Consider the following 25,723-nt stretch of genomic DNA (forward strand, 5'->3'; position numbering starts at 1 on the left):
TCATATCAGGCTGGCGAGCCTCATTCGTCACCCCGGACTTGTTCCGGGGTCCACTACGCCGCGAGCGCTCCCGCCGAGCCGCTTGTCCATAGCATGCCGCCCGGTGGACCCCGGAACAAGTCCGGGGTGACGCTCGGGCGGGTCAAGCCGGCGGTGGCTATTTCGCCGTCGCTTCCTTCATCCCCGGATGCCGCGCGTAGAGCACGCGCTGCTGCAGGATCGTCAGGCAGTTTGAGGTGATCCAGTAGACCTGCAGACCGACCGCGAACGGCGCCATCACGAACATCAGCACCCAGGGCATGATCGCGAAGATCTGCTTCTGCGTGTCGTCCATCGGCGCGGGGTTGAGCTTGAACTGGAAGTACATCGAGATGCCGAGCAGCACCGGCACGATGCCGATGGCCAGGAAATGCGGCGGCGTGAACGGCAGATAGCCGAACAGGTTTAGGATCGTCGCCGGATCCGGCGCGGAGAGATCCTTGATCCAGGCGACGAACGGCTGGTGGCGCATTTCGATCGTCAGCAGCAGCACCTTGTACAGCGCATAGAAGATCGGGATCTGCAGCAAGGTGGGCAGGCAGCCGGCGAGCGGATTGACCTTCTCGGTCTTGTACAGCTGCATGATCTCCTGCTGCTGGCGCGGCTTGTCGTCCTTGTAGCGCTCCTGCAGCGCCTTCATCTTGGGCTGCAGCGTCTTCATCGCCGCCATCGACTTGAACTGCTTCTGCGCGATCGGGAACATGATTCCGCGGATCGTGAAGGTCAGCAGGATGATGGCGACGCCGAAATTGCCGACCATGCGGAACAGCCAGTCGAGATAATAGAAGATCGGCTTTTCGACGATGCGGAACCAGCCCCAATCGATGCCGTGATCAAAGAAGGCGATGCCCTCCTTGTCGGTATAGCGATCGAGCAGGCGGACTTCCTTGGCGCCAGCGAAGAAGCGCGACGTCTGCGTCAGCGCCTTGCCGGGGGCGAGCAGCCGCGGCGTGACCGAATAATCCGCCTGATAGGCCTTGTTGGCGCCGGCGCGGAACTGGCCGTCGAACGGCACCGCCTGATCGGGAACGATCGCGGTCAGCCAATATTTGTCGGTAAAGCCGAGCCAGCCGCCAGTGGTGGAGAATTTCTGCGCAGCCTCATCCACGTCGGAGAAGTTCGTGCCGTAATCCGCGCCGCCATTGTGCGCGGACATCGGGCCGACCTGAACGGTCCAGGTATCCGGTTCCTTGAACACCCCGTTGCGGTTGACCAGGCCGTAGGTCGCGACCGGCACCGGCGCGGCGCCGGCATTGGCGACCGTCTGGCGGATCGTGAACATATAGCCGTCGTCGACCGACAGTTCGATTCGGAAACGCTGCCCTTGCGCGTTGGCGGCGTCGAGCGTGACCGGCTTGCCGGGCGACAGCACGTCGCCGGTCGCTTTCCACACCGTGTCAGGCGCGGGCGGCTTGAGCCCGTCGTCGCGCCAGCCGAAGCCGGCGAAATAGGCGTCCGGGCTGCCCGAGGGGGAGAGCAGGCGGATCGGCTTCGAATCCTTGGCGATCGTTTCCTTGTAGGTCTTCAGGATCAGATCATCGATCCGCGCGCCCTTCAAGTTGATCGAGCCGCTCACGGTCGGCGTGTCGATCCGTACGCGCGGCGTTTCGCGCAGCACGAGGGTGCGATCGCGCACCGCGGACGGCGCATCGGCGGCGGGATCGGCACTTGGGTTGGGCACGACCTGTGCCTTGCCCTCAACGATCTTGGTGACCGGCGGGTTGGCGGCGGGGAAGAACTTGTTCTGCAGCACGGGCCAGCCGAACAGGATCAGCGCCGCGATCACCGCGAACAGGATGAAATTCTTCTGGTCGTCTTTCACTGGTCAGCAATCCGTTCGCGAAGTTCAGGAACCGGGTCGTAGCCCGATCCGCCCCAGGGATGGCAGCGCCCGATCCGTCGTGCCGCCAGCCATCCGCCTTTGAGGGCGCCATAGCGGCGAAGCGCCTCGATTGCATAGGAAGAACAGCTTGGCGCGTAGCGGCAGGTCGGCGGCAGGATCAGCGAGGGGCCGAGCTGCCAGCCGCGGGCGATGAGGATGAGCAGCCGGGCTAGCATGTGGCACCGGCCGAAAAACCGTCGTCATCCTGAACTTGTTTCAGAATCCATGCGCGGACAGAGTCCAAAAAACCGGTGTCCATGAGGCGGATGGCCGCGCCTGGATCCTGAAACGAGTTCAGGATGACGGTTTGGTGGTGATTCACCGCATCACCTTGGCCAGCGCCTTGGCCAGCTCGCTGCGCAATTGCGCATAGTCACGCTCGATCCCGCCGTTGCGGCCGATCAGCACATGATCCGCGCCGCGAATCCCGCGCTCGGGCAACAGATCACGCGCCAGCGCACGCAACCGCCGCTTCATGCGGTTGCGAACCACGGCGTTGCCGATCTTCTTGGTGACGGTATAGCCGATACGCATATCGGGCGACCCGTCTTGGCGGTCGCGCACGAGCAGGACGAATCCCGGCATCGGTGCGCGCCTGCCCGCATTCGCCGCGAGAAAATCGCGGCGAACCTGCAAGGTCGATATGCTGGCGGCGCCAGCGGGGTTGGTTAGGCCGACAGCTTCTTGCGGCCGCGGTTGCGGCGTGCGCGCAGGATGTTGCGGCCGCCCGGGGTCGCCGAGCGGAGACGGAAGCCGTGACGACGCGCGCGCACGAGATTGCTCGGTTGAAAGGTCCGCTTCATCGGTCATTCCCTAAAATCTAACCCGGGGGGCATCTGAATGTAAGAAGGCCGCCACGGGGGCGACCTTGAAGCCCGGGCCATTAGGCAAGACGGCCGGGAAAGTCAATTCGCCGCCGCCGCTTTGTCGCGTGCATGACGGCGCAACGCGCTGCCGCGGCGCATCATGCGATCGACGAAACTGCCGACGCGCGGGAATCGCCGCTTGAGCCGCGCCCAGCGCTGTCGCGCCCAGGCGGAATTGCGCAGGACGAGAATCATGCCGCCGGCGAACAGGAAGGCGCCGCCGGGACCGGGAAGCGGGGCCACGATCCCCGCGCCAAGGATCAGGAGGATGCCGAGCGTGAGTTGCCCGTAACGCTTGAACGGGTGGGTGGCGGGGCGAGGGGCGACAGTCACCTGCAATAAGTGGGGCCGGTGTGTTGTTTTGGCAAGACAGCCAGGATTGTCGCCGCGGAACTGCTTCCGCTGCGCCAGCACCACCTTGTTCCCCCCCCCGAACGCGGGGGGCAGGGACGAGAGCGATGCCGTGTGGTGCTCTGGGCTGCCGCTTTCGCGGGAGAACATCAGCTATTAGCCGCGAGGACTGATCGGCAACCCCGTGAGCGGTGAGAGCAAGGGGCGCGCTCTTTCCCCCTTGAAAAAAGCAGCTATGCTCGCCCGACTTCGGGGGGAGGCGGCTGCATGGTGGCAAGCGTATCGACCGTCGCCTATCTCGGGCTCGATGCGCGGGCGGTCGAGGTGCAGGTGCAGCTGATCCCCGGGCTGCCGGGCTTCTACGTCGTCGGGCTGGGCGACAAGGCGGTGGCGGAAAGCCGTGAGCGGGTGCGCGGGGCGATCGCCGCGATGGGGCTGGCGCTGCCGCCGAAACGCATCGTCGTGAACCTGTCGCCGGCCGACCTGCCCAAGGAAGGGTCGCATTTCGACCTGCCGATCGCGCTTGCCCTGCTCGGTGCGATGGGCGTGGTCGATGCCGAGACGCTGGCGGATTACGTCGTGGTCGGCGAATTGGGGCTCGATGCGCGGATCGCGCCGTCGCCGGGCGTGCTGCTCGCTGCGCTGCATGCCTCGGCGATCGGCAAGGGGCTGATCTGCCCGGCAGCGCAGGGGCCGGAGGCGGCCTGGGCGGGATCGATCCAGGTGATCGCGGCGCCCGACATCCTGGCGCTGCTCAACCATTTCAAGGGTCACGGGCTGCTGCCCGCGCCGCAGCCCGGCGCGATCGAGGAGGGCTTTGTCGGCCCCGATCTGGCACAGGTGAAGGGGCAGGAAACGGCCAAGCGCGCGCTGGAGATCGCGGCGGCGGGCGGGCATAACCTGCTCATGATCGGGCCGCCCGGCGCGGGCAAATCGCTGATGGCGGCTTGCCTGCCCGGGATCCTGCCACCGCTCGATGCCGCCGAAGCGCTCGACGTGTCGATGGTGGCGAGTGTGGCGGGCACGCTACAGGGCGGGCGGCTGACGCGCACGCGGCCCTATCGCGCGCCGCATCATTCCGCGTCGATGGCCGCGCTGGTCGGCGGGGGGCTGAAGGTGAAGCCGGGCGAGGTCAGCCTGGCGCATCTCGGCGTGCTGTTCCTCGATGAATTGCCCGAATTCCAGCGTGCCGTGCTCGATTCGCTGCGCCAGCCGCTGGAAACGGGCACGGTGAGCGTGGCGCGTGCCAATGCGCACGTAACCTTTCCGGCGCGCGTGCAACTGGTGGCGGCGATGAACCCGTGCCGCTGCGGGCATCTCGGCGATGCGGCGCTGGCCTGTTCGCGGGCGCCGCGCTGCGCGGCGGATTACCAGGCCAAGGTCAGCGGGCCACTGCTCGATCGCATCGACCTGCATGTCGAGGTGCAGGCGGTGAGTGCGGCCGATCTGGTGCTGCCACCGCCGGCCGAGGGCTCGGCCGAGGTGCGGGAGCGGGTGTCCGCGGCACGACGCGTCCAGCTCCGCCGCTATGCCGATCACGGCATGCGCACCAATGCCGAGATCGACGGCGATCTGCTCGCCGCGGTGGCCACGCCGGACGAACCGGGGCGCAAACTGCTGGCACAGGCGAGCGCGGCGATGCGGCTCTCGGCGCGCGGCTATACGCGCATCCTGCGCGTGGCACGGACGATCGCCGATCTTGCGGGACATGGTGAAGTCGGGCGCCTTCAGGTCGCCGAGGCGCTCAGCTATCGGCGGCAGGCGCCGCGCAACTAACGCGCTGGCGCGCGCTCCATGTCGAGCAGCCGTTGTTTGGCGGCCAATCCGCCGGCGAAACCGGTCAGGCTGCCGTTCGCCCCGATCACACGGTGGCAGGGTGCGATGATCGAGATCGGGTTGCGGCCGTTCGCCGCGCCGACCGCACGCGAGGCGCCCGGGCGGCCGATCTGGCGCGCGATCTCGCCATAGCTGCGCGTCTCGCCGAACGGGATGGTGATCAGTGCCGCCCACACGCTTTTCTGGAACTCGGTGCCGTGGAAATCGAGCGGTACGGTGAAGGCGGTCAGCGTGCCGGAGAAATAGCCGGCCAGCTGGCGTTTTGCCTCGCCGAGCACCGCGTGGTCGACATCGTCGGCCAGCTCGATTAGCTCGACTGAATCGCTCAGGCGCACACGGCCGGGCGCGTCGTTTTCCCACAGGATTGCCGTCAGGCCGGCATCGCTGGCGATCAGGCGGAGCATGCCGACCACCGATTCTATCGTCGTATATACGTAGCGCATCGCGGTTCCTCGCATCGTCACGATTGATCTAACGCGGCGCGACGATCGGCGCATGCCGGTTCCTGCGCTTAAAGCCGGCGCGATATCGGGCCACTCGGGCCGCCGGTACAAAAAGGCTGGACGGCGCTGTCCCGTCTATGCCATTCGGCCCTCCGCGATTACGGGGGGCGGAGACGCCCCGATCCTCAAGCCGATGCGGGCGTGGTGGAACTGGTAGACGCGCCGGACTCAAAATCCGGTTCCGAAAGGAGTGTCGGTTCGATTCCGACCGCCCGCACCATTTTCCGATCGTCGCGCGAAACCCGGAGTTCAGGCCCAGGAACTGCCGCGCTGCTCGCTGGGGGAGGCCAGATGGGCGACATGCGCACCGTCGGGCTTCACGCCCGCCTCGTCGGTGTCGATGCCATATTTGTCGGCCAACAGCGCCATGGCGAGCCCGACATAAGCGGCGATCGCATGATCGCCTTCGCGATCGAGCAGATCGCAGGCATTGTACAGCTTTTGGTAAACTTCCAAGGCGTTCATGACGTTCACCCTCCGTCTGCCGAGTTTCCTAAGACGCGACTCCAATATTTCGGCAGATCCCCCTAAGTCCCTGCGTAGCATAGATGGCGGCATAATAAAAGATATGCGATCGCGCGGGGGCGATCGACTTGGCGTCATCGCGGCAGGATGATCGTCGCGTCCAATCCACCTTCCGGTCGATTTCTCAATCGAATGCTGCCGCCCGCATCGGACACGATCGCGCCGGCCAGCGCCAGGCCGAGGCCGATTCCGCCGGTATCTCGGTTGCGGGACGTTTCCAGGCGGGTGAAAGGGGCGAACACATCGGCGAGCCGATCTTCGGGGATGCCGGGGCCTCGATCCGCCACGCGTATCTCCACCCGCGACGGCGCGGCCTGCACGGTGACCGCGGCGGACGTACCGTATTTTACCGCGTTTTCGATCAGGTTGCGCACTGCGCGGCGCATCAGCGAGGGGCGCAGACGCATCTGCAGGCGCGGCGTTTCCTCGTCGAACGTCACGTCGGCGCCGAGATCGCGGAAATCCTCGACCACGGCATCGACCAAAGCGGCAAGGTCGACCTCGGTGAGAGGTTCGCTCGGTCGGCCGAGCCGGGCAAGCGACAGGATGTCGTCCAGTGTGCGGTCCATCTCCATGATCGTGTCGGCCATCTTGATGCGATCAGCATCGTCCTCGACCGATTCGATGCGCACGCGCAGCGCCGCGAGCGGAGTGCGCAAATCGTGCCCGATTGCACCGAGCATGCGATCCTTCTCGTCCAACATCGCCGTAACGCGCAGGCGCAGCGCATTGAACGCGGCGACCACCTCGCGCAGATCCTGCGGGCCGCCCTCGGCGATCGGCACGTCTACCTCGCCCGGCGTGAAATCGCGCGCGGCACTCGCCAGGCTGCGCAGTGGACGCGAGATGCGGCGGCCGATCCACAACACCGGGAGCAGGATGATGCCGTAGAGGATCAGCGTCTGCGCGATCAGGCGTAGGAACAATTGCCCTTCGCCGCGCGGCCAAGGCGTCGCCGACACCAGCCAGCCGCCGCCGGCGCGCTCGACGGCGATGATCAGTTCGCCGCCGCCGGGCCGGCGCAGCCGGTCGCGCGGCCGATCACGCGGGGGCCCGCGACGTTGCAGGCTGGGCGGCCGATCATCCACCACGGCAGTTTCGATCCGGCCGACGGTCAGCCCCGATTCGCGCAGCGCATCGCGGATGCCGCGTTCGATCTCGGGGCGATGTTCCGCCGCCTTGTCGATCGGCGAGGTATCGAGCAGGCGCACGCGCCCGCGGTTCGGCGAGAGTTGCGCCTGATCGGCGCGCTCGACCGCGTCGACGATGCGTGCCACGGCCGGGCCGGTGGCCTGTTCGAAGCGGAAATTGCGCCGTTCGTTGAGCAGCATCGAGAAATTGATGATCTGCGCGATCAGCAGCGCGAGCGCGATCAGCAGCGCCATCTGCCCGGCAAGGCTGCGCGGCCACAGCCGCAGCCGCGTCACAGCCGCGTCACTTCCGCCGCCAGCGTGTAGCCGCCGCCCCACACGGTCTTGATCAGCTCGGGATTCTTCGGATCGGCCTCGATCTTGCGGCGCAGCCTGCTGACCTGATTGTCGATCGCGCGATCGAAGGCGGCGGCCTCGCGGCCCTGCGTCAGATCGAGCAGCTGATCGCGCGTCAGCACCTGGCGCGGGCGGGTGACGAGCGCGTGGAGCAGGTTATATTCACCGGTCGACAGCGGAACGGAGACGCCGTCGCGATCGACCAGGGCGCGCTCGCCCGATTTCAGTACCCAGCCGGCAAAGGCGAACGAGCCGCTGTCCGGCGCATGTTGGCGCGCGCCGCCCGCCGCGGCGCGGCGCAGGATGACCTTGATCCGTGCCGACAGTTCGCGCGGCGAGAAAGGCTTCACGACATAATCGTCGGCGCCCATTTCGAGGCCGACGATCCGGTCGGTCTCCTCGCTACGCGCGGTGAGCAGGATGACGGGGATCTCGCTCGTCTCGCGGATGTGGCGGGTGAGGCTCAGCCCGTCTTCGCCGGGCATCATGATGTCGAGGATGACGAGATCGATCGCATAGGCGGCAAGGCGCGTGCGTGCGGTCGCGGCATCGCCGGCCTGGGTGATGCGGAACCCCTGCTTGGTCAGATATTGCGCGAGCGGTTCGCGGATCGAGCGCTCGTCATCGACGAGCAGCAAATGTGGCGTGTCTCCCATTGCTTCGGCGCTTAGCATGATGTTTCCCCATTGGAGAAGGTGCCGGGCGACGACACGCCGCCCGGCATCGGCTCAGTCGTCGGCGGGCGGGGGCGGGGGCGGCATGTCGCCACCCGGGCCACCGGGGCCACCGGGTCCTCGGCCGGGGCCGCGCATCGCCGCCATCTCGGCCTGATCGATATAGCCGTCACGGTTGGCGTCGAGGCGATCGAAGCGCTGGTCGGCCTCGGCGCGCGCCTCGTCACGGCTGACCTTGCCGTCCTTGTTGGCGTCGGCGTGACGCAGCATCATCCCTGCCATGTCGCCGCGACCACGGGGCCCGCGTGGGCGCATTTCCTCGCCGGTGAGCTTGCCGTCCTTGTCGGCGTCCTGCGCCTTGAAGTGCGCATTCGCCGCGGCGGTGGCCTCGGCGAAGGTGATCGTGCCGTCCTTGTTGGCGTCGTCGCGCAGCAGTTTCTCGCCGCGGCGGCCGGTCTCGATCTCGTCGCCGCTCAGCTTGCGATCGCTATTGGCATCGCGCTTGGCGAAGCGCGCCTCGGCGGCGGCAAAGAATTCGGACCGCGTGACGACGCCGTCCTTGTCGGTGTCGGCGGCCATCGGACCGCGCGGCGCGAGCATCGCGCTGGCGGTGACGGCAATGCCCCCGACCGCCGAAGTGGCGAGTGCGGCGGCGATGAGAAGCTTCTTCTTCATGTGCATGGATCCCGGACTGAGGGGCGCGGCCTGTCCGCTTTCCCTGATGACCGTACTGCACCGCGCCTGTCGCGATTGTGTGTCAAGCCGCGGGAGATTTGTCGCGAATTGTCGCAACGACGGAAGGCCGGGCAGTCGACGGGCAAGGCGGGCGGTTCAACAAGGGCGGCGCCAAGCATGCACTTCACCAGATTTTATAGATGCCGGCTTATTTCCTGTCGCGGGGGGACATAGATCATGATCAACGCCATTTCCGGCTCGACTGCCGCCATGCGCACGATTCAGTATCGTTCGCCGACCATCGCAAGGGCACCAATCGCTACAGCAGGTGGATTCGACGCTGCGATGGCGGCGTCGTCTGCCGCGACGAACCGAAGCACTGCATCAGTTGCGAAGGTCCCAGTTGCGGCTGGCGCGGTTCCTGCCGACTTCGATATGAACTACTACAATGTCGAGCACACACAGGCGGAATTTGCCGCTTATTATGCCGAAGGCGCGCGCCAGATCAGCGAGTCGCAAGGTTTGCCTTACGGCCAATATGACTTCACCAAGGTGAGCCCGAAACAGCTTCATATCATATCGACCGACATGGTGGTCAATCACGGCGCATCACTCGATGACACGTCCGGTTTTCTGCCATTGATGCTCAATGGTACATCGACCAGCAACTGGTCGATGTCGGAAGAGCCGATGGATATGATGTCGATCGTGACGGGCCAGCAAGAACATGAAGCCTCGGTGGGCAATTCGATGATGGCGGACCTTCTGCAGCGCAGTCTCGATCTCATGGCAGCCGCTCACCAAGCCGGTTCGGGATCACAGGATTTTGACATTGCCGAGCTCACCGATTTGCTCAAGCGTGCGGCTGGTGCCAACACAACCGGCTCTTAGCCGCGCGCCACGCGCTGACGATCGTCGTGCCTGATTTCCTGTCGCACCACGCGTTACGACCAAAGCCGACACCGCCTGGTCAGGCGAAGATCGCCACGCTTTGCATCGCCTGGGCGATGGGGACGCCGTCTGCGTTCCACAGCATCATCGTCTGGCTCGAGCAGCCGTTCTTGGCGTAGTCCGATTTGGCGGAGAGCAGCCACCAGCCGTCGGTCGTCGCCGGGGTGGCGGTGAGCAGGTTGACGATCCAGGTGAGCGAGCTGAGCGGCACGGGCTGCTTGCCGAGCAGCTTGAACGCGGCAGGCGGCAATGCGTCCGCGACGGCCATCACTTCGACCATCGGATCAAGGCCCGCGCGGTCGCGCAGCCGGCCCCAGCGCAGCCACTCGGCGTCGCCCAGGCCCTCCTTGTAATCGAAGAAATTGAAGTTGCCGGTGAAGAATTCCGGGGGGCCGGTGTACAGCTCGGCATCGGGCGCGGGCGGGCGGACGTCGCTGTGCAGGCGCCCGTCGAGATCGATGCGCGACGGCTGATCGGACATGAACACGAAGGTCGCGCGGTAGCCGAGGCCGAGCTCGGAGACGATGTCGGCCTGGATGAACGCGGCGTTGCGGCCGCGGCGCAGCTTGGTCGCGGTGACGGTGACCGCGCCGGCGAGCGGGCCGATGAAGCTGACCTGGGCGGAGCGGAGCGGCGGCAGGTCCGGCTCGCAGGCCTGCGCGGCGTGCAGCGCGAGCGCGCTGGACAGGCCGCCATACGCGGTGCGGCCCTGCAGCCAATTGGGGGTGATCGTCGCGGTGAAGCCGCCCTCGGTCGGGGTGGCGGCGGCGAGGATGTCGGTGATCGAAGTCATCGGGGCTTATCCTGAAATCGAAAATGCCAGTCGGCCGGCGTTCGCCGGGTTGGCGCCGGGGTGGAAGCGCGGGCGCATCAGATGGCGTCTTGCTGCAGACGATCGCGCAGCTCGCGCTTGAGGACCTTGCCGATCGCACTTCGCGGCAGTTCGTCGATCGCGTGGAGCGCGCTGAGGCGCTGCGTCTTGCCAAGCTGCGCGTTGGTCCAGTCGCGGATCTCGTCGATGCTCGCATCCACGCCGGTGTGCGGGACGTAGAAGCCGACCGGCGTTTCGCCCCACGCTTCGGAAGGCACGCCGATCACGCTGCATTCCGCGACCGCGGGGTGGCGGGCGAGCACCGCTTCGAGATCGGTGGGATAGATGTTGAACCCGCCGGAGATGATCAGATCCTTCTTGCGATCGAGCAGGATCAGGAAGCCGTCTTCGTCGAAGCGGCCGACATCGCCGTGGCGGATATAGCGATTGCCGTCCGCGTCGTGCCATTCGGCCGCGGCGGTGGCCTCGGCACGGCCGTGATAGCCGGTCATCATCGTCGGGCTGCGGCCGACCACTTCGCCCATCTCGCCCGGCGCCACTTCCTGGCCGTCATCGTCGATCAGGCGGATCTCGTGGCCGGGCAGCGGCGGGCCGACGGTGTGCAACTTGTCCGGATGCGCGCTGGCGTTGAGCCCGGTCGAAGCGCCGCCTTCGGTCATGCCGTAATATTCGACCAACAGGCCCGGCCAGCGGGCGACGATATCGGCCTTGAGCGCGGCCGAGAAAGGCGCGCTGGTGCCGGTCTTGAGCCGGAAGCTGGAGAGATCGAAGCGATCGAAATCGGCCAGCGCCATGATGCGCTGATACTGGACCGGCACGAGCATCGTGTGCGTCGCGCGGTGGCGCTCGGCGAGCTGGAGATAGCCGCGTGCGTCGAATTTCTTCATCAGCACGACGGTGCCGCCCCAGCCGAGCGTGGGCAGGAAGCTGACCAAAGTGGTGTTCGAATAGAGCGGGGTGGCGATCATCGTCACCGCTTCGCCGAACCCGGCCGCGGCATTGCGGGCGATATGCGCCCAGCGCATCGCGTGGCTCTGGACGATGCCCTTGGGGCTGCCGGTGGTGCCCGAGGAATAGATGATGTTGAAGCCGTCCGCTGGCCTGATCTCGACCGGCGCGGGCTGCGCGCCTTCGGGCGCAAGCCAGGTGGCGAGCGATTTGAGGTGGACCAACGTGCCGGGAATGCGCTGCCCGGCGAGCGCCTTCGCCGCGTCGGCATCGACGAAGGTGATCGGCGCGCCGCAATCAACGATCATCGCGCTGATCGAGTCCGGCGTCGCGGAAGGGGCGAGCGGCGTGGCGACGCAGCCGGCGCGCAGCGCGCCGAGAAACACCGCGGCATTCTCGATGCCCGCCGCGGCGACGATCGCGACGGCCGAACCCGGCGCCACGCCATCGCGCTGCAGCGCCGCGGCAACGCGATCGACCAGCGCATCAAGCCCGGCATAATCGAGTTCGCCGCCCGCCTCGGCCAGCGCGACCTTGCCGGGCTGTGCCCGGGCATGCGCGCGGATCAGATCCGGCAGCGTGGCAAAGTCGCTTTCGAGAAGCTGGGCGGCGGTGGTGGTGTCGGTTCCCATGGTTCGACTCCGCTAGTCTAGCGAAGAGCGAAATGCCATACGCGATATTCTAAAAGAGAATCGACGAGGGGAAAACCATGCTGTTCTACGACGCCGTCAATCCCGCGCCCAACCCGCGCCGCGTGCGCATCTATCTCGCCGAAAAGGGCCTGAGCGTGCCGAGCGAGATCGTCTCGATCACCGCCGGCGAGCATAAGAGCGAGGCGTTCCGCGCGGTCAACCCGCTGGGGCAGATCCCCGCGCTCCAGCTCGACGACGGCAGCGTGATCACCGAAAGCGTGTCGATCTGCCGCTACTTCGAGGCGCTGCACCCCGAGCCGGCGATGTTCGGCGTGGGCGCGCAGGGGATCGCCGAGGTCGACATGTGGATCCGCCGCGCCGAGCTGCGGCTGATGACGCCGCTGGCCGGCGTGTGGATGCACACGCACCCGTTCACCGCCCGCGTCGTGAAGCCGCAATATACCGACTATGGCGAGAGCCAGAAGCCGCGTGTGCTGGCGGCGATGAAGGAGTTCGACCGCGTGCTGGCGGACCGCGACTGGCTCGACGGCAAAAGCTATTCGATCGCCGATATCGTGCTGCTGACGACGGTGGATTTCGCCACGTTCGTCGGCGTCGGCATTCCTGCCGAGCTGCAGAACCTGACCGCCTGGCAGGCCCGCGCCTCGGCCCGGCCGAGCGCGACGGCGTAAGGCGGGGCTGTGTCTTCTTTCCAAAAAGCCGCGCGCAATTGACTCGGTGCGCGATTCCCAACCAGTGAAATGTGCCGGTTGGGGAAAACCGGCTTGAGGGGGGATTACATGAACAAATTGGCTATCGCGCTTTCGAGCGCATTTCTCTTGGCGTGCGCAGCTCCGGCCATCGCGCAGACCGTGCCGGGATCGCCGCTGGTCGTCGGCGGCGCGGCGCCAGCGGTGCTGCGCGCCGGCACGCAGGTGCCGCTCAAGATGGCCGAAGCGCTGACCACCAAGGGCAAGGACCTCAAGGTCGGCTATCGCTTCCAGATGGAGACGGCCGAACCGGTGATGGTCGGCGGCCAGATCGTCATTCCGGCAGGCAGCCCGGTGACCGGCGAAGTGACGGACGTGCGCTACAAGGGCATGTGGGGCAAATCGGGCCGGATCGGCGCGCGCGTGCTGTTCGTACGCGCCAACGGCCGGCAGATCCGCATGACCGGCGCGGTCGACGACAAGGGCACGACGGGCACCGGCGGCGTGGTCGCGGCGGTCGCCTTCCTGCCGGTCGCGGGCTTCTTCACCACGGGCACCAGCGCGAACATCCCGCTCGGCGCGCCGGTCAATGCGTTCATCGACGAAGATGTCGCGGTGGCCTTTGCCGGTGGCGCGCCAGAGGCGATGGTGGTGACGCCCGTCGCACCAGTGGTGGCGCCGGTCGCCGCCGTGCCGGTCGCACCGGCCAAATAGGTCGGTTGGGGCGGCGATCGCGCCGCCCCGCGTCTCGCAGGCGCGGGGGCTGCTCACGGGTGCGCCGGCAACGGCGCGGGACCGCGCACCCGTCCCGCCACGATCAGCAGCGCGGCCAGCGCGAGCAGGCCGGCGAGCAGGAAGGCGGCGCCGGGAAAGCCGTGTTCGACGCCGGCCGCCAGCGTCTGCGTCATCATCAGCGGGCTGAGGATCGCGGCGACGCTGCCCAGGCTGCCGAGCCCGCCCTGCAGCGCGCCCTGTCGCTCGGGCCCGACCATGCGCGACAGCAGGCCGTTGACGGCCGGGCCGACGAAGCCGGACAGCGCGCCGACCAGCATGACGGCATAGACCTGCCATCCGGCGGTGACGATCGCCATGGCCAGGAAGCCGGCCGCGCCGGTCGCCAGCCCGATCAGCAGCGCGCGCCGATCGCCGATCCGCCCGATCACCGGCGCGACGAGCAGCGCCTGGACCAGCGCCATGATCAGCCCGACATAGGCCAGGCTGAGGCCGATCGCGCCCGGGCTCCAGGCGAAGCGGATCGTGGCCCAGAACGCCCAGGTGGCGGGGTAGACCTGATGCGCGAGCTGCCAGAGGAAGGCGACGGCGAGCAGGGGCAGGGCGATGCGCTGATCGAACAGCGGGCGGAATGCGCCGACGATATGCGCGTCGCGCAAGACGAACGGCCGGCGATGTTCGCGGCCGAGCGTTTCCGGCATCGCGACGGCCATGATCGCGGCATTGCCGAGCGCCAGCAGCGCGGCGGCGACGAACGGCGCGCGCGGCCCGAGCCCGGCGATCACCCCGCCCAGCGCCGGCCCGATGACGAAGCCGATGCCGAACGCGGCGCTGACATAGCCGAACGCCGCGCTGCGCCTGTCCGGCGGGGTGACATCGGCGATCACCGAGCTGGCCGGGCCGTAGATCGCGCCGGCGATCCCGGCGATGCCGCGGCCGAGGAACAGCCAGGCGAGCGACGGCGCGGCCGCCATCAGCGCGTAATCGATCCCGAATGACAGCATCGAGGCGATCAGCACCGGGCGGCGGCCGAAGCGGTCGCTGAGACTGCCGAGGATCGGGCCGGCGACGAACTGCGCCAGCGCGAAGGCGACCAGCATATAGCCCGCGATCCGCGTCGCCTCATCGATCCCGACCTGGCCGAGCCGGGTGATCAGCGCCGGGAAGACGGGGATGACGATGCCGAAGCCGATCGTGTCGATCAGCACGGCGGCGAGCAAGATCGGCACCGCGCGGTCAGCGAAACGCACGGGCGGTCTCCTCGTGCCGGGCGGGGCGAAAGTCGCGAAAGTCGCACGCGCCCCGCGCGCGAGGCGCAGCACGGCGGGAAAAGGCGGGACGCGTGCGGGCCGTACCGTGTCTCACTGCTCGTCTCCCGGCGCCAGGCGGTGCGCGATCCGGGCGCGAAGCCAGGATCGCGGAACATTGGCCGAACATGACACAAGCGGCGCGTGTAGGACAGCGCCGGATCGCGGCGCACGGAAGGCTTTGCTTGCGCCCCGTTCTGTGCCATCTCTGCCATACCCGATATTCAGAATCGTACAGAAGGATGAGGATCCATGGCTTCCGCTGCCGAACTCGATGCTCCTACCAGCCCGATCGACACATTTCGCGCCGAGGTGCGCCAATGGCTCGCCGAACATTTCCCGCCGTCGCTGAAGCATAAGGACAATGCGATGTCCGCGGTCGACGGGCCGACCGAACTGTCGGCCGAGGAACTGGCGTGGAAGGAGGCCGTCGCCAGCAAGGGCTGGGGCGTGCCGAGCTGGCCGGCGCAATATGGCGGCGCCGGGCTCGACAAGGCGCAGGTCCGCGTGCTGAACGAGGAAATGGGCCGGATCGGCGCGTGGAACCCGATCGGCGGGATGGGCGTGATGATGTTCGGGCCGACCCTGCTCGAATATGGCACCGAGGCGCAGAAGAGCGAGCATATTCCGGCGATCGCCAACGGCACGGTGCGCTGGTGCCAGGGCTATTCCGAGCCCGGCGCAGGCTCCGATCTGGCCAGCCTGCAGATGTTCGCCGAGGACAAGGGCGATCACTATCTCGTCAACGGCCAGAAGACCTGGACGAGCGGCGGGCAATGGGCCGACAAATGCTTTGCGCTGGTGCGGACCGACAAAACGAAAAAGCATGAAGGGATCAGCTTCCTGCTGATCGACATGGATGCCGAGGGCGTCGAGGTGAAGCCGATCCGGCTGATCTCGGGCTCGTCGCCGTTCTGCGAGACCTTCTTCACCAACGTGAAGGTGCCGAAGGAGAATCTCGTCGGGCGCGAGGGCGAGGGCTGGACGATCGGCAAAAGGCTGCTGCAGCACGAGCGCTCCAGCCTGTCGGGCGGCGGATCGGCGCGGCTGTTCGCCGGCAAGCCGATCGGCGCGCTGGCGAAGGAATATCGCGGCGAGGACGACAAGGGCCGCGTGCCGGACCAGGATCTGCGCATGCGCATCGTGCGCCACGAGATGGACAGCCGCGCCTTCGCGCTGACGCTGCGCCGCGCGGCGCTGGAGGCGAAATCGAACCAGGGCCCGTCGGCGGCGACCAGCATCATGAAGAATGTCGGCGCGCGCATCACGCAGGATCGCGCCGAGCTCGGCATCGAGATTATGGGCATGAACGGGCTCGGCTGGGAAGGCGAGGGGTTCAGCGCGGACGAGATCGCGCAGACCCGCACCTGGCTGTGGGGCAAGGCGGTGTCGATCTATGGCGGATCGACCGAGATCCAGAACAACGTGATCGCCAAGCGCATCCTGGGGATGCTCGACCACCAGTAACATTCTCCCGCTCCCCGCCGGGGAGAGGGACGACAGGCAAAGCGACGCCGGGAGCGGGGCAGGGCGGAGCGGGCGGTGGAACACCGTACTCCCCCGGCCTCCCCGGCGGGGAGAGGGAGTTTTACGACATGGCCGTATTGAACGAAGAACAGACGATGCTGCGCGACATGGCGCGCGAATGGGCGGACAACGAGGCACCGGTGAGCGCGTTCCGCAAGGTGCGCAACGCCGCGCCGGCGGAAGGGTATGACGCCGCGGCATGGCGCGCGATGGCGGAGATGGGCTGGGCCGGGATCGTCGTGCCGGAAGAACATGGCGGCTCGGCGTTCGGCTATCTCTCACTCGGCATGGTGCTCGAGCAACTGGGCCGCAACCTGACCGCCTCGCCGCTCGCCTCGACCGCGGCGGCGGCGGCGGCGATCGCGCTCGGCACGTCGGATGCCGCCAAGAGCGACTGGCTGCCGAAGATCGCCGCGGGCGAGGTGATCGCGACGCTGGCGATCGACGAAGGCCCGGTGCACGATCCGGCGAACATCGCCACCACCGTGTCCGGCGGCACGCTGACCGGCACCAAGGCGTTCGTCGCCGAGGGCGACAGCGCGCAGCTGTTCGTCGTCTCGGCCCAGGATGGCCTGTATCTGGTCTCGGGCGATCAGGGCGTGACGCGCGCGCCGCGCAAGATGGCGGATTCGCGCAGCCATGCGCAGGTCAGCTTCGCCGGCGCCGCGGCGGAAAAGCTCGGCGGGCCCGAGCTCACCCAGCAGGTGATCGATCTTGCCACCGCGGCGCTGGCGGCGGAGATGCTCGGCATGGCGGAACAGGCGTTCGCGGTGACCAACGACTATCTCAAGCAGCGCGTGCAGTTCGGCCAGCAGCTCTCGACCTTCCAGGCGCTGCAGCACCGCATGGCCAAGATGTTCACCGAGCTCGAACTGATGCGCTCGGCGGTCGAGGGCGCGCTGGAGGCGATCGACGCCAAGCGCAGCGACGTCGATCAGGCGGTGAGCCTGGCCAAGGCGGTGGCGAGCGACACGCTGCATCTCGTCAGCCGTGAAATGGTCCAGCTGCACGGCGGCATCGGCATGACCGACGAGCATGATGCCGGCCTGTATCTCAAGCGCGCGCGGGTGCTCGAGACGATGTGGGGCAATGCCGCATTCCACCGCGAACGCTTCGCCCGGCTCAACGGCTATTGAGCCATCGCCGCACGGACCGGCCGGCGCGCGTTTCGAAAACGCGTTCTGGCCGGTTCGGCTGTTTGAAACTATGACTTTTTGGCAACAGAGAGCGATCCGTAGCGTAATTTACCGATAGTAATGCTTGACGGGCGATCCGCGATCCTGTCAATTCGAGGATAAGGTACGGAGCTATAAAGCCCCGACCGATCAGGAGAGAATGATGCTCAGCAAGCAGTATCTGTCGGCGTGCGCCCTCACTGTCCTCGCGATCGGGATGGCCACGCCGGCAGCGGCGCAGCAAACCGATGCTGCCACGGGCGCCCCATCCGAAGCCGCCGCCGCCCCGCAATCCGACGAGCTCGGCGCCGATATCATCGTCACCGCCCAAGGCCGCGCGCAGGCGCTGGCCGACGTGCCGGTGGCGATCTCGGCGGTGAACGCCGAATCGCTGCAGAATTCCGGCGCCAACGACATCCGCCAGCTCAACCAGCTGGCGCCGTCGCTGCTGGTCTCCTCGACCGGTTCGGAGGCCAATGGCAGCCCGCGCATTCGCGGCATCGGTACGGTGGGCGACAATCCCGGGCTGGAAAGCTCGGTGGTGGTGTTCATCGACGGCGTGTACCGCTCGCGCTCGGGCATCGGGCTCAACGAACTGGGCGAGATCGACCGGATCGAGGTGCTGCGCGGGCCGCAGGGCACGCTCGGCGGGCGTAACTCCTCGGCCGGCCTGATCAGCATCGTCAGCCGCCGCCCGTCGTTCGAATTCGGCGCCAATGGCGAGGCGACCTACGGCAATTACGATTTCGTCCGCCTGGCCGGCGGCGTCACCGGCCCGATCAGCGAGAAGATCGCGGCGCGGCTCGACGGCGTCTATGTCAAGCGCGACGGTTTCTACCGGGATGCGATCAACGACACCCGGGTCAACGATCGCAACCGCTATTTCCTGCGCGGGCAATTGCTGTTCGAGCCGACCTCGGACCTCAGCATCCGGCTGATCGGCGATTACAGCAAGCGTAAGGAATCGTGCTGCGGTGCGACCTATGTCGATTCCTCGGTCAATCCGTATATCGGCAACGTCAACAATCCCGCCACGCCGCTCACCACCGGTCTGCCCAACGGCAACAACATCGTCAACGTGCTGCGTGATCTCGGACAGAATTTGGGCGCGCTCAACCAGGGCTATTCGCGCGACATCTCGGTATCCCGGGGCCGCAGTTTCGACGGCAAGACGCAGGACTGGGGCGTTTCGGGCCAGATCGACTGGGATCTGGGCGGCGTCAAGCTGACCTCGATCACCGCCTACCGCGACTATTACAACGCGCAGGGCGCCGACAACGACTATAGCTCGGTCGACATCCTGTACGCCGCCGCCGACGGCAACAACCGCCGCGCGTTCAAGACCTTCACGCAGGAAGTGCGGTTGCAGGGCACCGCGTTCGACGACAAGCTCGACTGGCTGGTCGGCGGCTTCTTCATGGACGAAAAGTTCCGCGGCAAGAGCAACCTCAAGTTCGGCAGCCAATATGGCCGCTTCGCGACGTGCCGGATCATCTCCGGCGGCGGGCTCGCCGGCCTCTATTCGCCGACCAGCCCGGGCTGCGTCGCGCCGGGGGTCGGGCCGGCCACGCTCGCCGCGGTCGGCGGGGCGGACATCGCCGCCGGGTTCCAGACGCTCGACGGGATCAACAATGTCGGCTCGACGGTGGACCAATATCGCCAGAACACGCGCAGCTTCGCCGCGTTCACACACAACATCTTCCACGTCACCGACACGCTCGATCTGACGCTGGGCCTGCGCTACACCGACGAGCGCAAGCGTTTCAGCGCGACGTTCGGCAACAACAATACCGGTTGCGTGACGCTGCAGAACACGCTGACCGACGAGGCCAATATCACCGCGGCGCAGATCGCGGCGAACCCCGGGCTGGCGACGCGCCAGGCGCTGGCGCGCGCGCTGATCGGCCTGGGCTGCCAGGGCAATGCGACCGCCGAACTCAACGGCGTCAGCATCAACGACAAGCGGCACGAGGACGAGTTCACCGGCACCGCGATCCTGTCGTGGAAGCCGATCGAGGACCTGATGCTCTACGGTAGCTTCTCGCGCGGCTATAAGGCGGGCGGCTTCAACTTCGATCGCTCGGCACTCAAGGCGCCGCTGCAGCCGATCGCCAACGGTACGCTGACCACGACCTTCGCGGCGCTGGGCGGCGCGCAGGCGCTGGTCGGCAATCTGCAGTTCGAGCCGGAAAAGGTCGATGCGTTCGAAATCGGCGGGAAATACGCCACCGGGCCGTTCAGCCTGTCGTTCGCGGCGTTCCGCCAGCAGTTCAAGAGCTTCCAGCTCAACACGTTCGATGGCGCGGTCTTCCTGGTGCAGAACATCAACGGCTGCAACAGCTCGCTGAACGGCGGCGATCGCGATCAGAACACCTTCCCGACCGCACCGAACTTCAATGCCAATCCGGCGGCGAGCGGCCGGTGCGCGCAGGACGATGTCGGCTGGGGCGTGTCAGCGACCGGCGTCGAGCTGGAGGCGCAGCTGGTGCCGGCACGCGATTTCCGCGTCTCGGCCGGGCTGACCTATGCCGAGACGAAGTATCGCAAGGACCTGGTCGGCAGCAATTCCGGTGCGCCGCTCAGCCCGGCATTGCGCAAGCTGCCCGGCGACAACCTGTCCAACGCGCCCGAGATCGTCGTGACCGGATCGGCCGCCTGGACGCCGCCGATCGGCGGCAGCGGGCTTTCCGCGCTGTTCTACGTCGATACGCGCCTGTCGAGCGACTATAATACCGGTTCGGATCTGTTCCTGCAGAAGGAGCAGGACAGCTTCGCGCTGGTCAATGCGCGGATCGGCCTGCGCGGCCCGGATCAGCGCTGGGCGATCGAGCTTTGGGGCCAGAACATCTTCGACAAAAACTATGCGCAGGTCGCGTTCAGCTCGCCGTTCCAGGCCGGCACGGCAAGCGCGCCGTTCACCGATCCGCAATATCCGGCCGGGCGCCAGCTGACCTCGCAATACCTCGCTGAACCACGCACCTACGGCGTGACCTTGCGGGGCAAGTTCTAACGGAAACAAAACGTTACCGATCGATACACCCTAGTTGATGACTGACTGCCCTCCGCCCGGCATGATCGGGCGGGGGGTTTTTTTACGAGGACGCTGCATGACTTTGGCCACGACGCATCCGGAAATCGCCGATACGCTGGCGCTCAAGCGGCGCACCATGACGCTGGCGCTGCTCACCACGGTCTATTTCTTCAGTTATATGGACCGGCAGATCCTCGCCATCCTGCTCGAGCTGATCAAGGCCGATCTCAAGCTCAGCGACGGCCAGCTGGGCGTCCTCTCCGGCCTCGCCTTCGCGATCTTCTATGCCGTGCTCGGCATCCCGGTCGCGCGGCTGGCGGACAAGGGCAATCGGCGCAACATCATCGCCATCGCGCTGGCGATCTGGAGCGTGATGACCGCGCTGTGCGGGCTGGCGCAGAATTTCGGGCAGTTGCTTGCGGCGCGGATCGGCGTCGGCGTGGGCGAGGCGGGATCGAGCCCGCCATCGCACTCGATCATCGCCGATCTCTATCCGGCGGATCGCCGCGCCGGCGCGATGGCGATCTATTCGCTCGGCGTCGTGCTGGGCGCCGGCGTCGGCACGTTCATCGGCGGCACGGTGGCGCACATCTGGGGCTGGCGCGTGGCGATGCTGACGATCGGGCTGCCGGGCGTGGCGCTGGCGGTGATCGTGTATTTCTTCGTGGTCGAACCGCGGCGTGGCCTGTCCGACGTCGACCGGCTGGCGCACAGCCATCCGATGCCGAGCCTGGCGACCGGGTTCAGCACGATCTGGGCCAATGCCGCCGCGCGGCATCTGGTGATGGCGGTGACGATCACCTCGCTCGTCGGCTATGCGCTGAGCGGCTGGGGGCCGAGCTATCTGCAGCGCTCGCTGGGGCTCAGCGTGCTGCAGATCTCGCTCTACATCGCGCCGATCGGCACCGCGTTTGCCGCCTTCTCGGCGGTGATGGGCGGCAAGCTGGCCGATCGCGTCGCGCGCAAGCACGGGCTGCATGCGCAGAGCAGCATGGTGGCGTGGCTCAAGGTGATCGCGTTTCCGTTCGTGCTGCTGTTCTTTCTCTCCGACAATCTGGCGGTCGCGCTGTTCGGCTATTTCGCCTCGCTGCTGTTCGCCAGCTCCTATCTCGGGCCGACCTTCGCCCTGCTGCAGGGGCTGGCGCCGGTGCAGCTGCGCGCCTTGTGGGCGGCGATCACCTTGCTGGTGATCAATCTGCTGGGCCTGGGGCTCGGGCCGGCGGCGGTCGGCTGGCTCAGCGATGCGTTCCGCCCGACCTTCGGGGACGAGTCGCTGCGCTATGCGTTGGTTTGTGTCGGCATGCTGACGCCCTGGGCGATCTTCCATTACTGGCGCGCCGGCGTGCTGCTGCATCGTAGCGAAAAGGTGACGGCGGCGGGCTGACACCCTACATCCGGGTCATGCCCAAGAAATCCACCGGCTTGCCGACGCGCGAGCAGATCCTCGACTTTATCGCCACGTCCACCACGCCGGCCGGCAAACGCGAGATCGCCAAGGCGTTCGGCCTGACCGCGCAGGAGAAGATCGGGCTCAAGCAGCTGTTGAAAGACATGGCCGATGAAGGCCTGATCGACGGCGCCGGCGCGCGCGCGTTCCACAAGATGGGCGGCGTGCCGCGCGTCACCGTGCTGCGCATCGCGGATGTCGATGATGGCGGCAATGTCTGGGCGGTGCCGGAGAACTGGCATGCCGAGACGCCGCCGCCCAAATTGCGCGTGCGCGAGAAGGGCCGGCGTGGCGCGCTGGGGATCGGCGACCGCATCCTCGCACGCACCGAAGAAGCCGGGCAGGGCTGGATCGCGCATCCGATGAAGCAGCTCGCCAAGGGCGAGGAACTGGTGCTCGGCGTGCTGCGGCAGGAAGGCGGCAAATTGTGGCTGACCGGCGTCGAGAAGCGCGATCGCAGCGAATATCTGGTCGCCGATGCGGGGGGCGCACAGACGGGCGATCTGGTGCTGGCGGAGAAGGGCGGGCGGCCGCCGCGGATCACCGTGCGCGTGACGGAAGTGCTGGGCGATCCGTTCGCGCCGCGCAGCTTCTCGCTGATCGCGATCCACAAGCTTGGCATCCCGACGGTCTTCTCGCCCGAGACGCTGGCGGAAGCCGAGCGCATGGCAGCGCTGCCGCTCGGCGACGATCGCGAGGATCTGCGCGATGTGCCGATCGTCGCGATCGACCCGGCCGATGCGCGCGATCACGATGATGCGGTATGGGCGGCGCCGGACGACGATCCCGCCAATGAGGGCGGGTGGAAGGCGATCGTCGCGATTGCCGATGTGAGTTTTTATGTGCGGCCGGGGTCGGATCTGGATCGCGAGGCGAGGAAGCGGGGGAATTCGGTCTATTTCCCGGATCGCGTGGTGCCGATGCTGCCGGAGATTCTGTCCGCCGAGGTGTGTTCGCTCAAGCAGGGTGTCGATCGCGCGGCGCTGGCGTGCCATCTGCGCGTGGACAGGAATGGCGAGCTGAAGAGCTGGCGGTTCACCCGCGCCGTGGTGCGGCTGGCGGCGAATATCGCGTATGAGGATGCGCAGGCGGTCGCCGACACGTTCTCCCGCGAAAGCGGGAGCCCAGAGCCAAGCAGCGCAGCGCCGGTGACCCTGGACCCCCGCGTGCGCGGGGGAACGATAGAAGAAGCGTTGCGGCCGCTGTGGGACTGCTGGCACGCCCTATACAAGGCGCGCGAGAAGCGTGGGCCGCTCGATCTCGATCTGCCCGAGCGCCGCGTCGTGCTCGACGAGAAGGGCCGCATCATGTCGGTCGCCCCGCGCGAGCGGCTCGATTCGATGCGGCTGATCGAGGATTATATGATCGCCGCCAACGTCGCCGCGGCCAAGGCGCTGGAGGGCAAGAAGGCGCCGGTGATGTACCGCGTGCACGAGCCGCCGAGCCGCGAGAAACTGGTCGCGCTGAAGGACTATCTCAAGACCTTCGGCGTCGAGTTCGCGCTGGGGCAGGTGGTGCAGCCGCGCACGTTCAACCATATCCTCGATAAGGTCGGCGATGTCGATTTCCGCCCGCAGATCATGGAGCAGGTGCTGCGCACGCAGACCCAGGCCTATTACGGGCCGATGAACCATGGCCATTTCGGGCTGGCGCTGGGCAGTTACGGGCACTTCACCTCGCCGATCCGGCGCTATGCCGATCTGATCGTGCATCGATCGCTGGTGGCGGCGTTCAAGCTCGGGCCGGGCGGGCTGACGCAGGGCGAGGCCGAGGGGATGGAGCGGATCGGCGAGGGCATTTCCGCGCTCGAGCGGCGCGCGATGGAGGCCGAGCGCGACACGATCGACCGCTATGTCGCCGCGTTCCTGGCCGAGCGGGTCGGCGACGTGGTCGATGCGCGGATCACCGGGGTGACCAATTTCGGCTTCTTCGCGACGGTCGAGGGGATCGGCGGCGACGGGCTGATGCCGGTGCGCGATATCGGCGGCGAATATTTCCGCTTCGACGAGGCCGCGCGGACGCTGGTCGGCGAGCATTCGGGGACGACGTTTGCCAGCGGCATGCGGCTGCCGCTGCGGCTGGCGGAGGCGAACCCGGTGTCGGGCGGGCTGCGCTTCGAGATGGTCGATGGCAAGGCGGAGCGGGTCGATCGCGAGACGAAGGTGCGGCCGACGCGCGAGATCAAGCGGCGCGGGCGGCCGGCGAACATCCGGCACCAGGGGAAGAAACGGTAACACTCCTCCCCGGAACGGGGAGGGGGACCAGCGAAGCTGGTGGAGGGGCCGGGCCGACAACGCTCCGGTTGCGTTGCCGGCCCACCCCCTCCGTCAGCCTTTGGCTGCCACCTCCCCGTGCCGGGGAGGACAGTCAGCCCGCGGTAAACGTCAGCCCGGCGCGGGCGATCAGCCGCTCGCGCAGCGGCGCGCCCATCAGTGCGCCGGGCGTCCAGATGCCGCCGGCCCCTTCAACGTCGTGCACCAGGCACAGCGCGGCCTCCGAAATCATCCGGCTGGTCGAGCCATAGCCGGGATCGCGATCGCCGGTGACGACCGCGTCGAGCCGTGTGCCATCGGGCATCTCGCCGATGAACAGCAGATCGTAGAAGCCGTTCTCGCGCTCTTCCTGGCTCGGGCCTTCGCCGGGCTTGGGGCCCTTGTCGCCGGCGAACGGGTTCATCTTGGCGATCGCGTCGGCGGCGGCGCGGCCCATTTCGCCCAGGCCCGGCGCGACCATCATCTCGTCATAGACGAAGTCCGCGCCGTACGCCTGATCGAGCAGGAAATTGGTGCGGTGGACGTTCTTGGTGTTGATCGGCGCCATGATGAACGGCGCGACCCAGGCACCGATCGACGCATCATATTCGGGCAGCAGCCCCTTGGGCTGGCTCGGGCCGTCGAAGCCCGGCGTCAGCGCGAACGGGTTGATCAGCAGGCCGAGGATCGAGGGATCGCGCGCGGCGGCGGCCATCGATGCCTTGAGGCTGGCGACGGTGCCGCCCGACGCACCGCCCTGCATTTTCCGCACGCGGCCCTTCACGTGGCGCACCGGGTGGCCGAACTTCGCCTTCGCCGCTTCCTGCAGCGTCAGCACGCCGAGATCGAACGGGATGGAGTCGAACCCGCAGGAGAAGACGATCCGCGCGCCGCTGCGCCTGGCCGTCTCGTGATGCGCGTCGATCATGTGGCGCATCCAGGCGGGCTCGCCGCACAGATCGACATAGGCGGTGCCGGTGGCGGCGCAGGCGGCGACGAGATCGTTGCCGTAGAGCTGGTACGGGCCAACCGTGGTCAGCACGACCTTGGTGCGTTCGCATAGCGCCGTGAGGCTGGCGGGGTCGTCGCTGTCGGCGACGATCAGCGGCGTGTCGGCCGGGGCGCCGATCGCGTCGCGCACCTCCTGCAGCTTGGTCAGCGAGCGGCCGGCCATCGCCCAGCGCGGCGTGTCCTGGCTCAGCAGATATTCGGCGACCAGCCGGCCGGTGAAGCCGGTGGCGCCGTAGACGATGATGTCGAAATCTTGCATGATTCTCCCCTCCCGCTTGCGGGAGGGGTCGGGGGAGGGCCTGCCTCACTCCTGCGCGGTAGCTGTAACAT

Annotated in this window: 23 protein-coding genes and 1 tRNA gene; 10 read left to right on the plus strand and 14 right to left on the minus strand. The window is 67.1% G+C overall.

Annotated features, from left to right (window positions below):
- Window positions 1–157: 157 nt before the first annotated feature.
- The 5 genes from yidC to NV401_RS01435 all read right to left on the minus strand — a co-directional run bounded on the left by yidC (window position 158) and on the right by NV401_RS01435 (window position 3,288).
- On the minus strand, window positions 158–1,861 hold the full coding sequence (yidC, locus tag NV401_RS01415) for a membrane protein insertase YidC (protein ID WP_261292585.1): 1,704 nt from the start codon (window positions 1,859–1,861) through the stop codon (window positions 158–160).
- Entirely contained in the window at window positions 1,858–2,097 is a 240-nt protein-coding gene (yidD, locus tag NV401_RS01420; protein ID WP_261292586.1) for a membrane protein insertion efficiency factor YidD, read from the minus strand. The genes yidC and yidD overlap by 4 nt, the downstream gene beginning before the upstream one ends.
- Window positions 2,098–2,239: 142 nt before the next feature.
- Window positions 2,240–2,557, minus strand: a complete 318-nt coding sequence (rnpA, locus tag NV401_RS01425; protein WP_380817185.1) for a ribonuclease P protein component — start codon at window positions 2,555–2,557, stop codon at window positions 2,240–2,242.
- A gap of 32 nt (window positions 2,558–2,589) precedes the next feature.
- Window positions 2,590–2,724 carry a 50S ribosomal protein L34 gene (gene rpmH, locus NV401_RS01430; protein ID WP_261292588.1) on the minus strand — a complete coding sequence of 45 codons (135 nt, stop codon included), beginning with the start codon at window positions 2,722–2,724 and terminating at the stop codon, window positions 2,590–2,592.
- 102 nt (window positions 2,725–2,826) lie between these two features.
- Window positions 2,827–3,288 (minus strand): PGPGW domain-containing protein, encoded by a 462-nt coding sequence (locus NV401_RS01435; RefSeq protein WP_261292589.1) that lies wholly within the window; start codon window positions 3,286–3,288, stop codon window positions 2,827–2,829.
- A gap of 117 nt (window positions 3,289–3,405) precedes the next feature.
- Between NV401_RS01435 and NV401_RS01440 the strand changes: the two genes are divergently transcribed.
- Window positions 3,406–4,914, plus strand: a complete 1,509-nt coding sequence (locus NV401_RS01440; RefSeq protein WP_261292590.1) for a YifB family Mg chelatase-like AAA ATPase — start codon at window positions 3,406–3,408, stop codon at window positions 4,912–4,914.
- Here the strand turns inward: NV401_RS01440 and NV401_RS01445 are convergent.
- Complete coding sequence (locus tag NV401_RS01445; RefSeq protein ID WP_261292591.1) at window positions 4,911–5,417, minus strand: methylated-DNA--[protein]-cysteine S-methyltransferase; 507 nt, start codon at window positions 5,415–5,417, stop codon at window positions 4,911–4,913. The two genes, NV401_RS01440 and NV401_RS01445, sit on opposite strands and share 4 nt — an antisense overlap.
- 195 nt (window positions 5,418–5,612) lie before the next feature.
- Here NV401_RS01445 and NV401_RS01450 point away from each other — a divergent pair.
- Window positions 5,613–5,697: transfer RNA gene (locus NV401_RS01450), tRNA-Leu, on the plus strand.
- Window positions 5,698–5,726: 29 nt separating this feature from the next.
- Here NV401_RS01450 and NV401_RS01455 read toward each other — a convergent pair.
- The 4 genes from NV401_RS01455 to NV401_RS01470 all read right to left on the minus strand — a co-directional run bounded on the left by NV401_RS01455 (window position 5,727) and on the right by NV401_RS01470 (window position 8,838).
- Entirely contained in the window at window positions 5,727–5,942 is a 216-nt protein-coding gene (locus NV401_RS01455; RefSeq protein ID WP_261292592.1) for a hypothetical protein, read from the minus strand.
- A 134-nt stretch (window positions 5,943–6,076) separates the two neighbouring features.
- Window positions 6,077–7,387 carry a sensor histidine kinase gene (locus NV401_RS01460; RefSeq protein WP_261293054.1) on the minus strand — a complete coding sequence of 437 codons (1,311 nt, stop codon included), beginning with the start codon at window positions 7,385–7,387 and terminating at the stop codon, window positions 6,077–6,079.
- A 38-nt stretch (window positions 7,388–7,425) separates the two neighbouring features.
- Entirely contained in the window at window positions 7,426–8,145 is a 720-nt protein-coding gene (locus NV401_RS01465) for a response regulator (RefSeq protein ID WP_261292593.1), read from the minus strand.
- A gap of 72 nt (window positions 8,146–8,217) precedes the next feature.
- On the minus strand, window positions 8,218–8,838 hold the full coding sequence (locus NV401_RS01470; RefSeq protein ID WP_261292594.1) for an EF-hand domain-containing protein: 621 nt from the start codon (window positions 8,836–8,838) through the stop codon (window positions 8,218–8,220).
- A 237-nt stretch (window positions 8,839–9,075) separates the two neighbouring features.
- On the opposite strand from NV401_RS01470, the gene NV401_RS01475 reads away from it, so the two are divergent.
- The gene (locus NV401_RS01475) at window positions 9,076–9,729 is read left to right on the plus strand and encodes a hypothetical protein (protein WP_261292595.1); all 654 of its coding nucleotides are present in this window, start codon (window positions 9,076–9,078) and stop codon (window positions 9,727–9,729) included.
- Window positions 9,730–9,808: 79 nt separating this feature from the next.
- Here NV401_RS01475 and NV401_RS01480 read toward each other — a convergent pair whose 3' ends face one another.
- A complete protein-coding gene (locus NV401_RS01480; RefSeq protein WP_261292596.1) occupies window positions 9,809–10,582 on the minus strand; it encodes a thioesterase family protein in 774 nt (257 codons plus the stop codon).
- A 77-nt stretch (window positions 10,583–10,659) separates the two neighbouring features.
- Window positions 10,660–12,201 carry a class I adenylate-forming enzyme family protein gene (locus tag NV401_RS01485; RefSeq protein ID WP_261292597.1) on the minus strand — a complete coding sequence of 514 codons (1,542 nt, stop codon included), beginning with the start codon at window positions 12,199–12,201 and terminating at the stop codon, window positions 10,660–10,662.
- Between the two features lie 77 nt (window positions 12,202–12,278).
- On the opposite strand from NV401_RS01485, the gene NV401_RS01490 reads away from it, so the two are divergent.
- A complete protein-coding gene (locus NV401_RS01490; RefSeq protein WP_261292598.1) occupies window positions 12,279–12,893 on the plus strand; it encodes a glutathione S-transferase family protein in 615 nt (204 codons plus the stop codon).
- A gap of 108 nt (window positions 12,894–13,001) precedes the next feature.
- On the plus strand, window positions 13,002–13,625 hold the full coding sequence (locus NV401_RS01495; RefSeq protein ID WP_261292599.1) for a hypothetical protein: 624 nt from the start codon (window positions 13,002–13,004) through the stop codon (window positions 13,623–13,625).
- 53 nt (window positions 13,626–13,678) lie between these two features.
- On the opposite strand, the gene NV401_RS01500 is transcribed toward NV401_RS01495, so the two are convergent.
- Window positions 13,679–14,893, minus strand: coding sequence for an MFS transporter (locus tag NV401_RS01500; protein ID WP_261292600.1), 1,215 nt, complete (start codon window positions 14,891–14,893; stop codon window positions 13,679–13,681).
- Window positions 14,894–15,202: 309 nt separating this feature from the next.
- On the opposite strand from NV401_RS01500, the gene NV401_RS01505 reads away from it, so the two are divergent.
- The 5 genes from NV401_RS01505 (at window position 15,203) to NV401_RS01525 (ending at window position 24,364) form a co-directional block, all read left to right on the plus strand.
- On the plus strand, window positions 15,203–16,417 hold the full coding sequence (locus NV401_RS01505; RefSeq protein ID WP_261292601.1) for an acyl-CoA dehydrogenase family protein: 1,215 nt from the start codon (window positions 15,203–15,205) through the stop codon (window positions 16,415–16,417).
- Window positions 16,418–16,545: 128 nt separating this feature from the next.
- The gene (locus tag NV401_RS01510; protein ID WP_261292602.1) at window positions 16,546–17,613 is read left to right on the plus strand and encodes an acyl-CoA dehydrogenase family protein; all 1,068 of its coding nucleotides are present in this window, start codon (window positions 16,546–16,548) and stop codon (window positions 17,611–17,613) included.
- A 202-nt stretch (window positions 17,614–17,815) separates the two neighbouring features.
- Window positions 17,816–20,662: a TonB-dependent receptor gene (locus tag NV401_RS01515; RefSeq protein WP_261293055.1), complete on the plus strand. Its 2,847-nt coding sequence runs from the start codon at window positions 17,816–17,818 to the stop codon at window positions 20,660–20,662.
- A gap of 97 nt (window positions 20,663–20,759) precedes the next feature.
- Window positions 20,760–22,067 (plus strand): spinster family MFS transporter, encoded by a 1,308-nt coding sequence (locus tag NV401_RS01520; protein ID WP_261292603.1) that lies wholly within the window; start codon window positions 20,760–20,762, stop codon window positions 22,065–22,067.
- Window positions 22,068–22,084: 17 nt separating this feature from the next.
- Window positions 22,085–24,364, plus strand: a complete 2,280-nt coding sequence (locus NV401_RS01525) for a ribonuclease R family protein (RefSeq protein ID WP_261292604.1) — start codon at window positions 22,085–22,087, stop codon at window positions 24,362–24,364.
- A 133-nt stretch (window positions 24,365–24,497) separates the two neighbouring features.
- On the opposite strand, the gene NV401_RS01530 is transcribed toward NV401_RS01525, so the two are convergent.
- A complete protein-coding gene (locus NV401_RS01530; protein WP_261292605.1) occupies window positions 24,498–25,652 on the minus strand; it encodes a saccharopine dehydrogenase family protein in 1,155 nt (384 codons plus the stop codon).
- Window positions 25,653–25,723: the final 71 nt, after the last annotated feature.

It is taken from the genome of Sphingomonas hylomeconis, from assembly GCF_025370105.1.
In the GTDB taxonomy this organism is placed as follows: Bacteria; Pseudomonadota; Alphaproteobacteria; order Sphingomonadales; family Sphingomonadaceae; genus Sphingomonas; species Sphingomonas hylomeconis.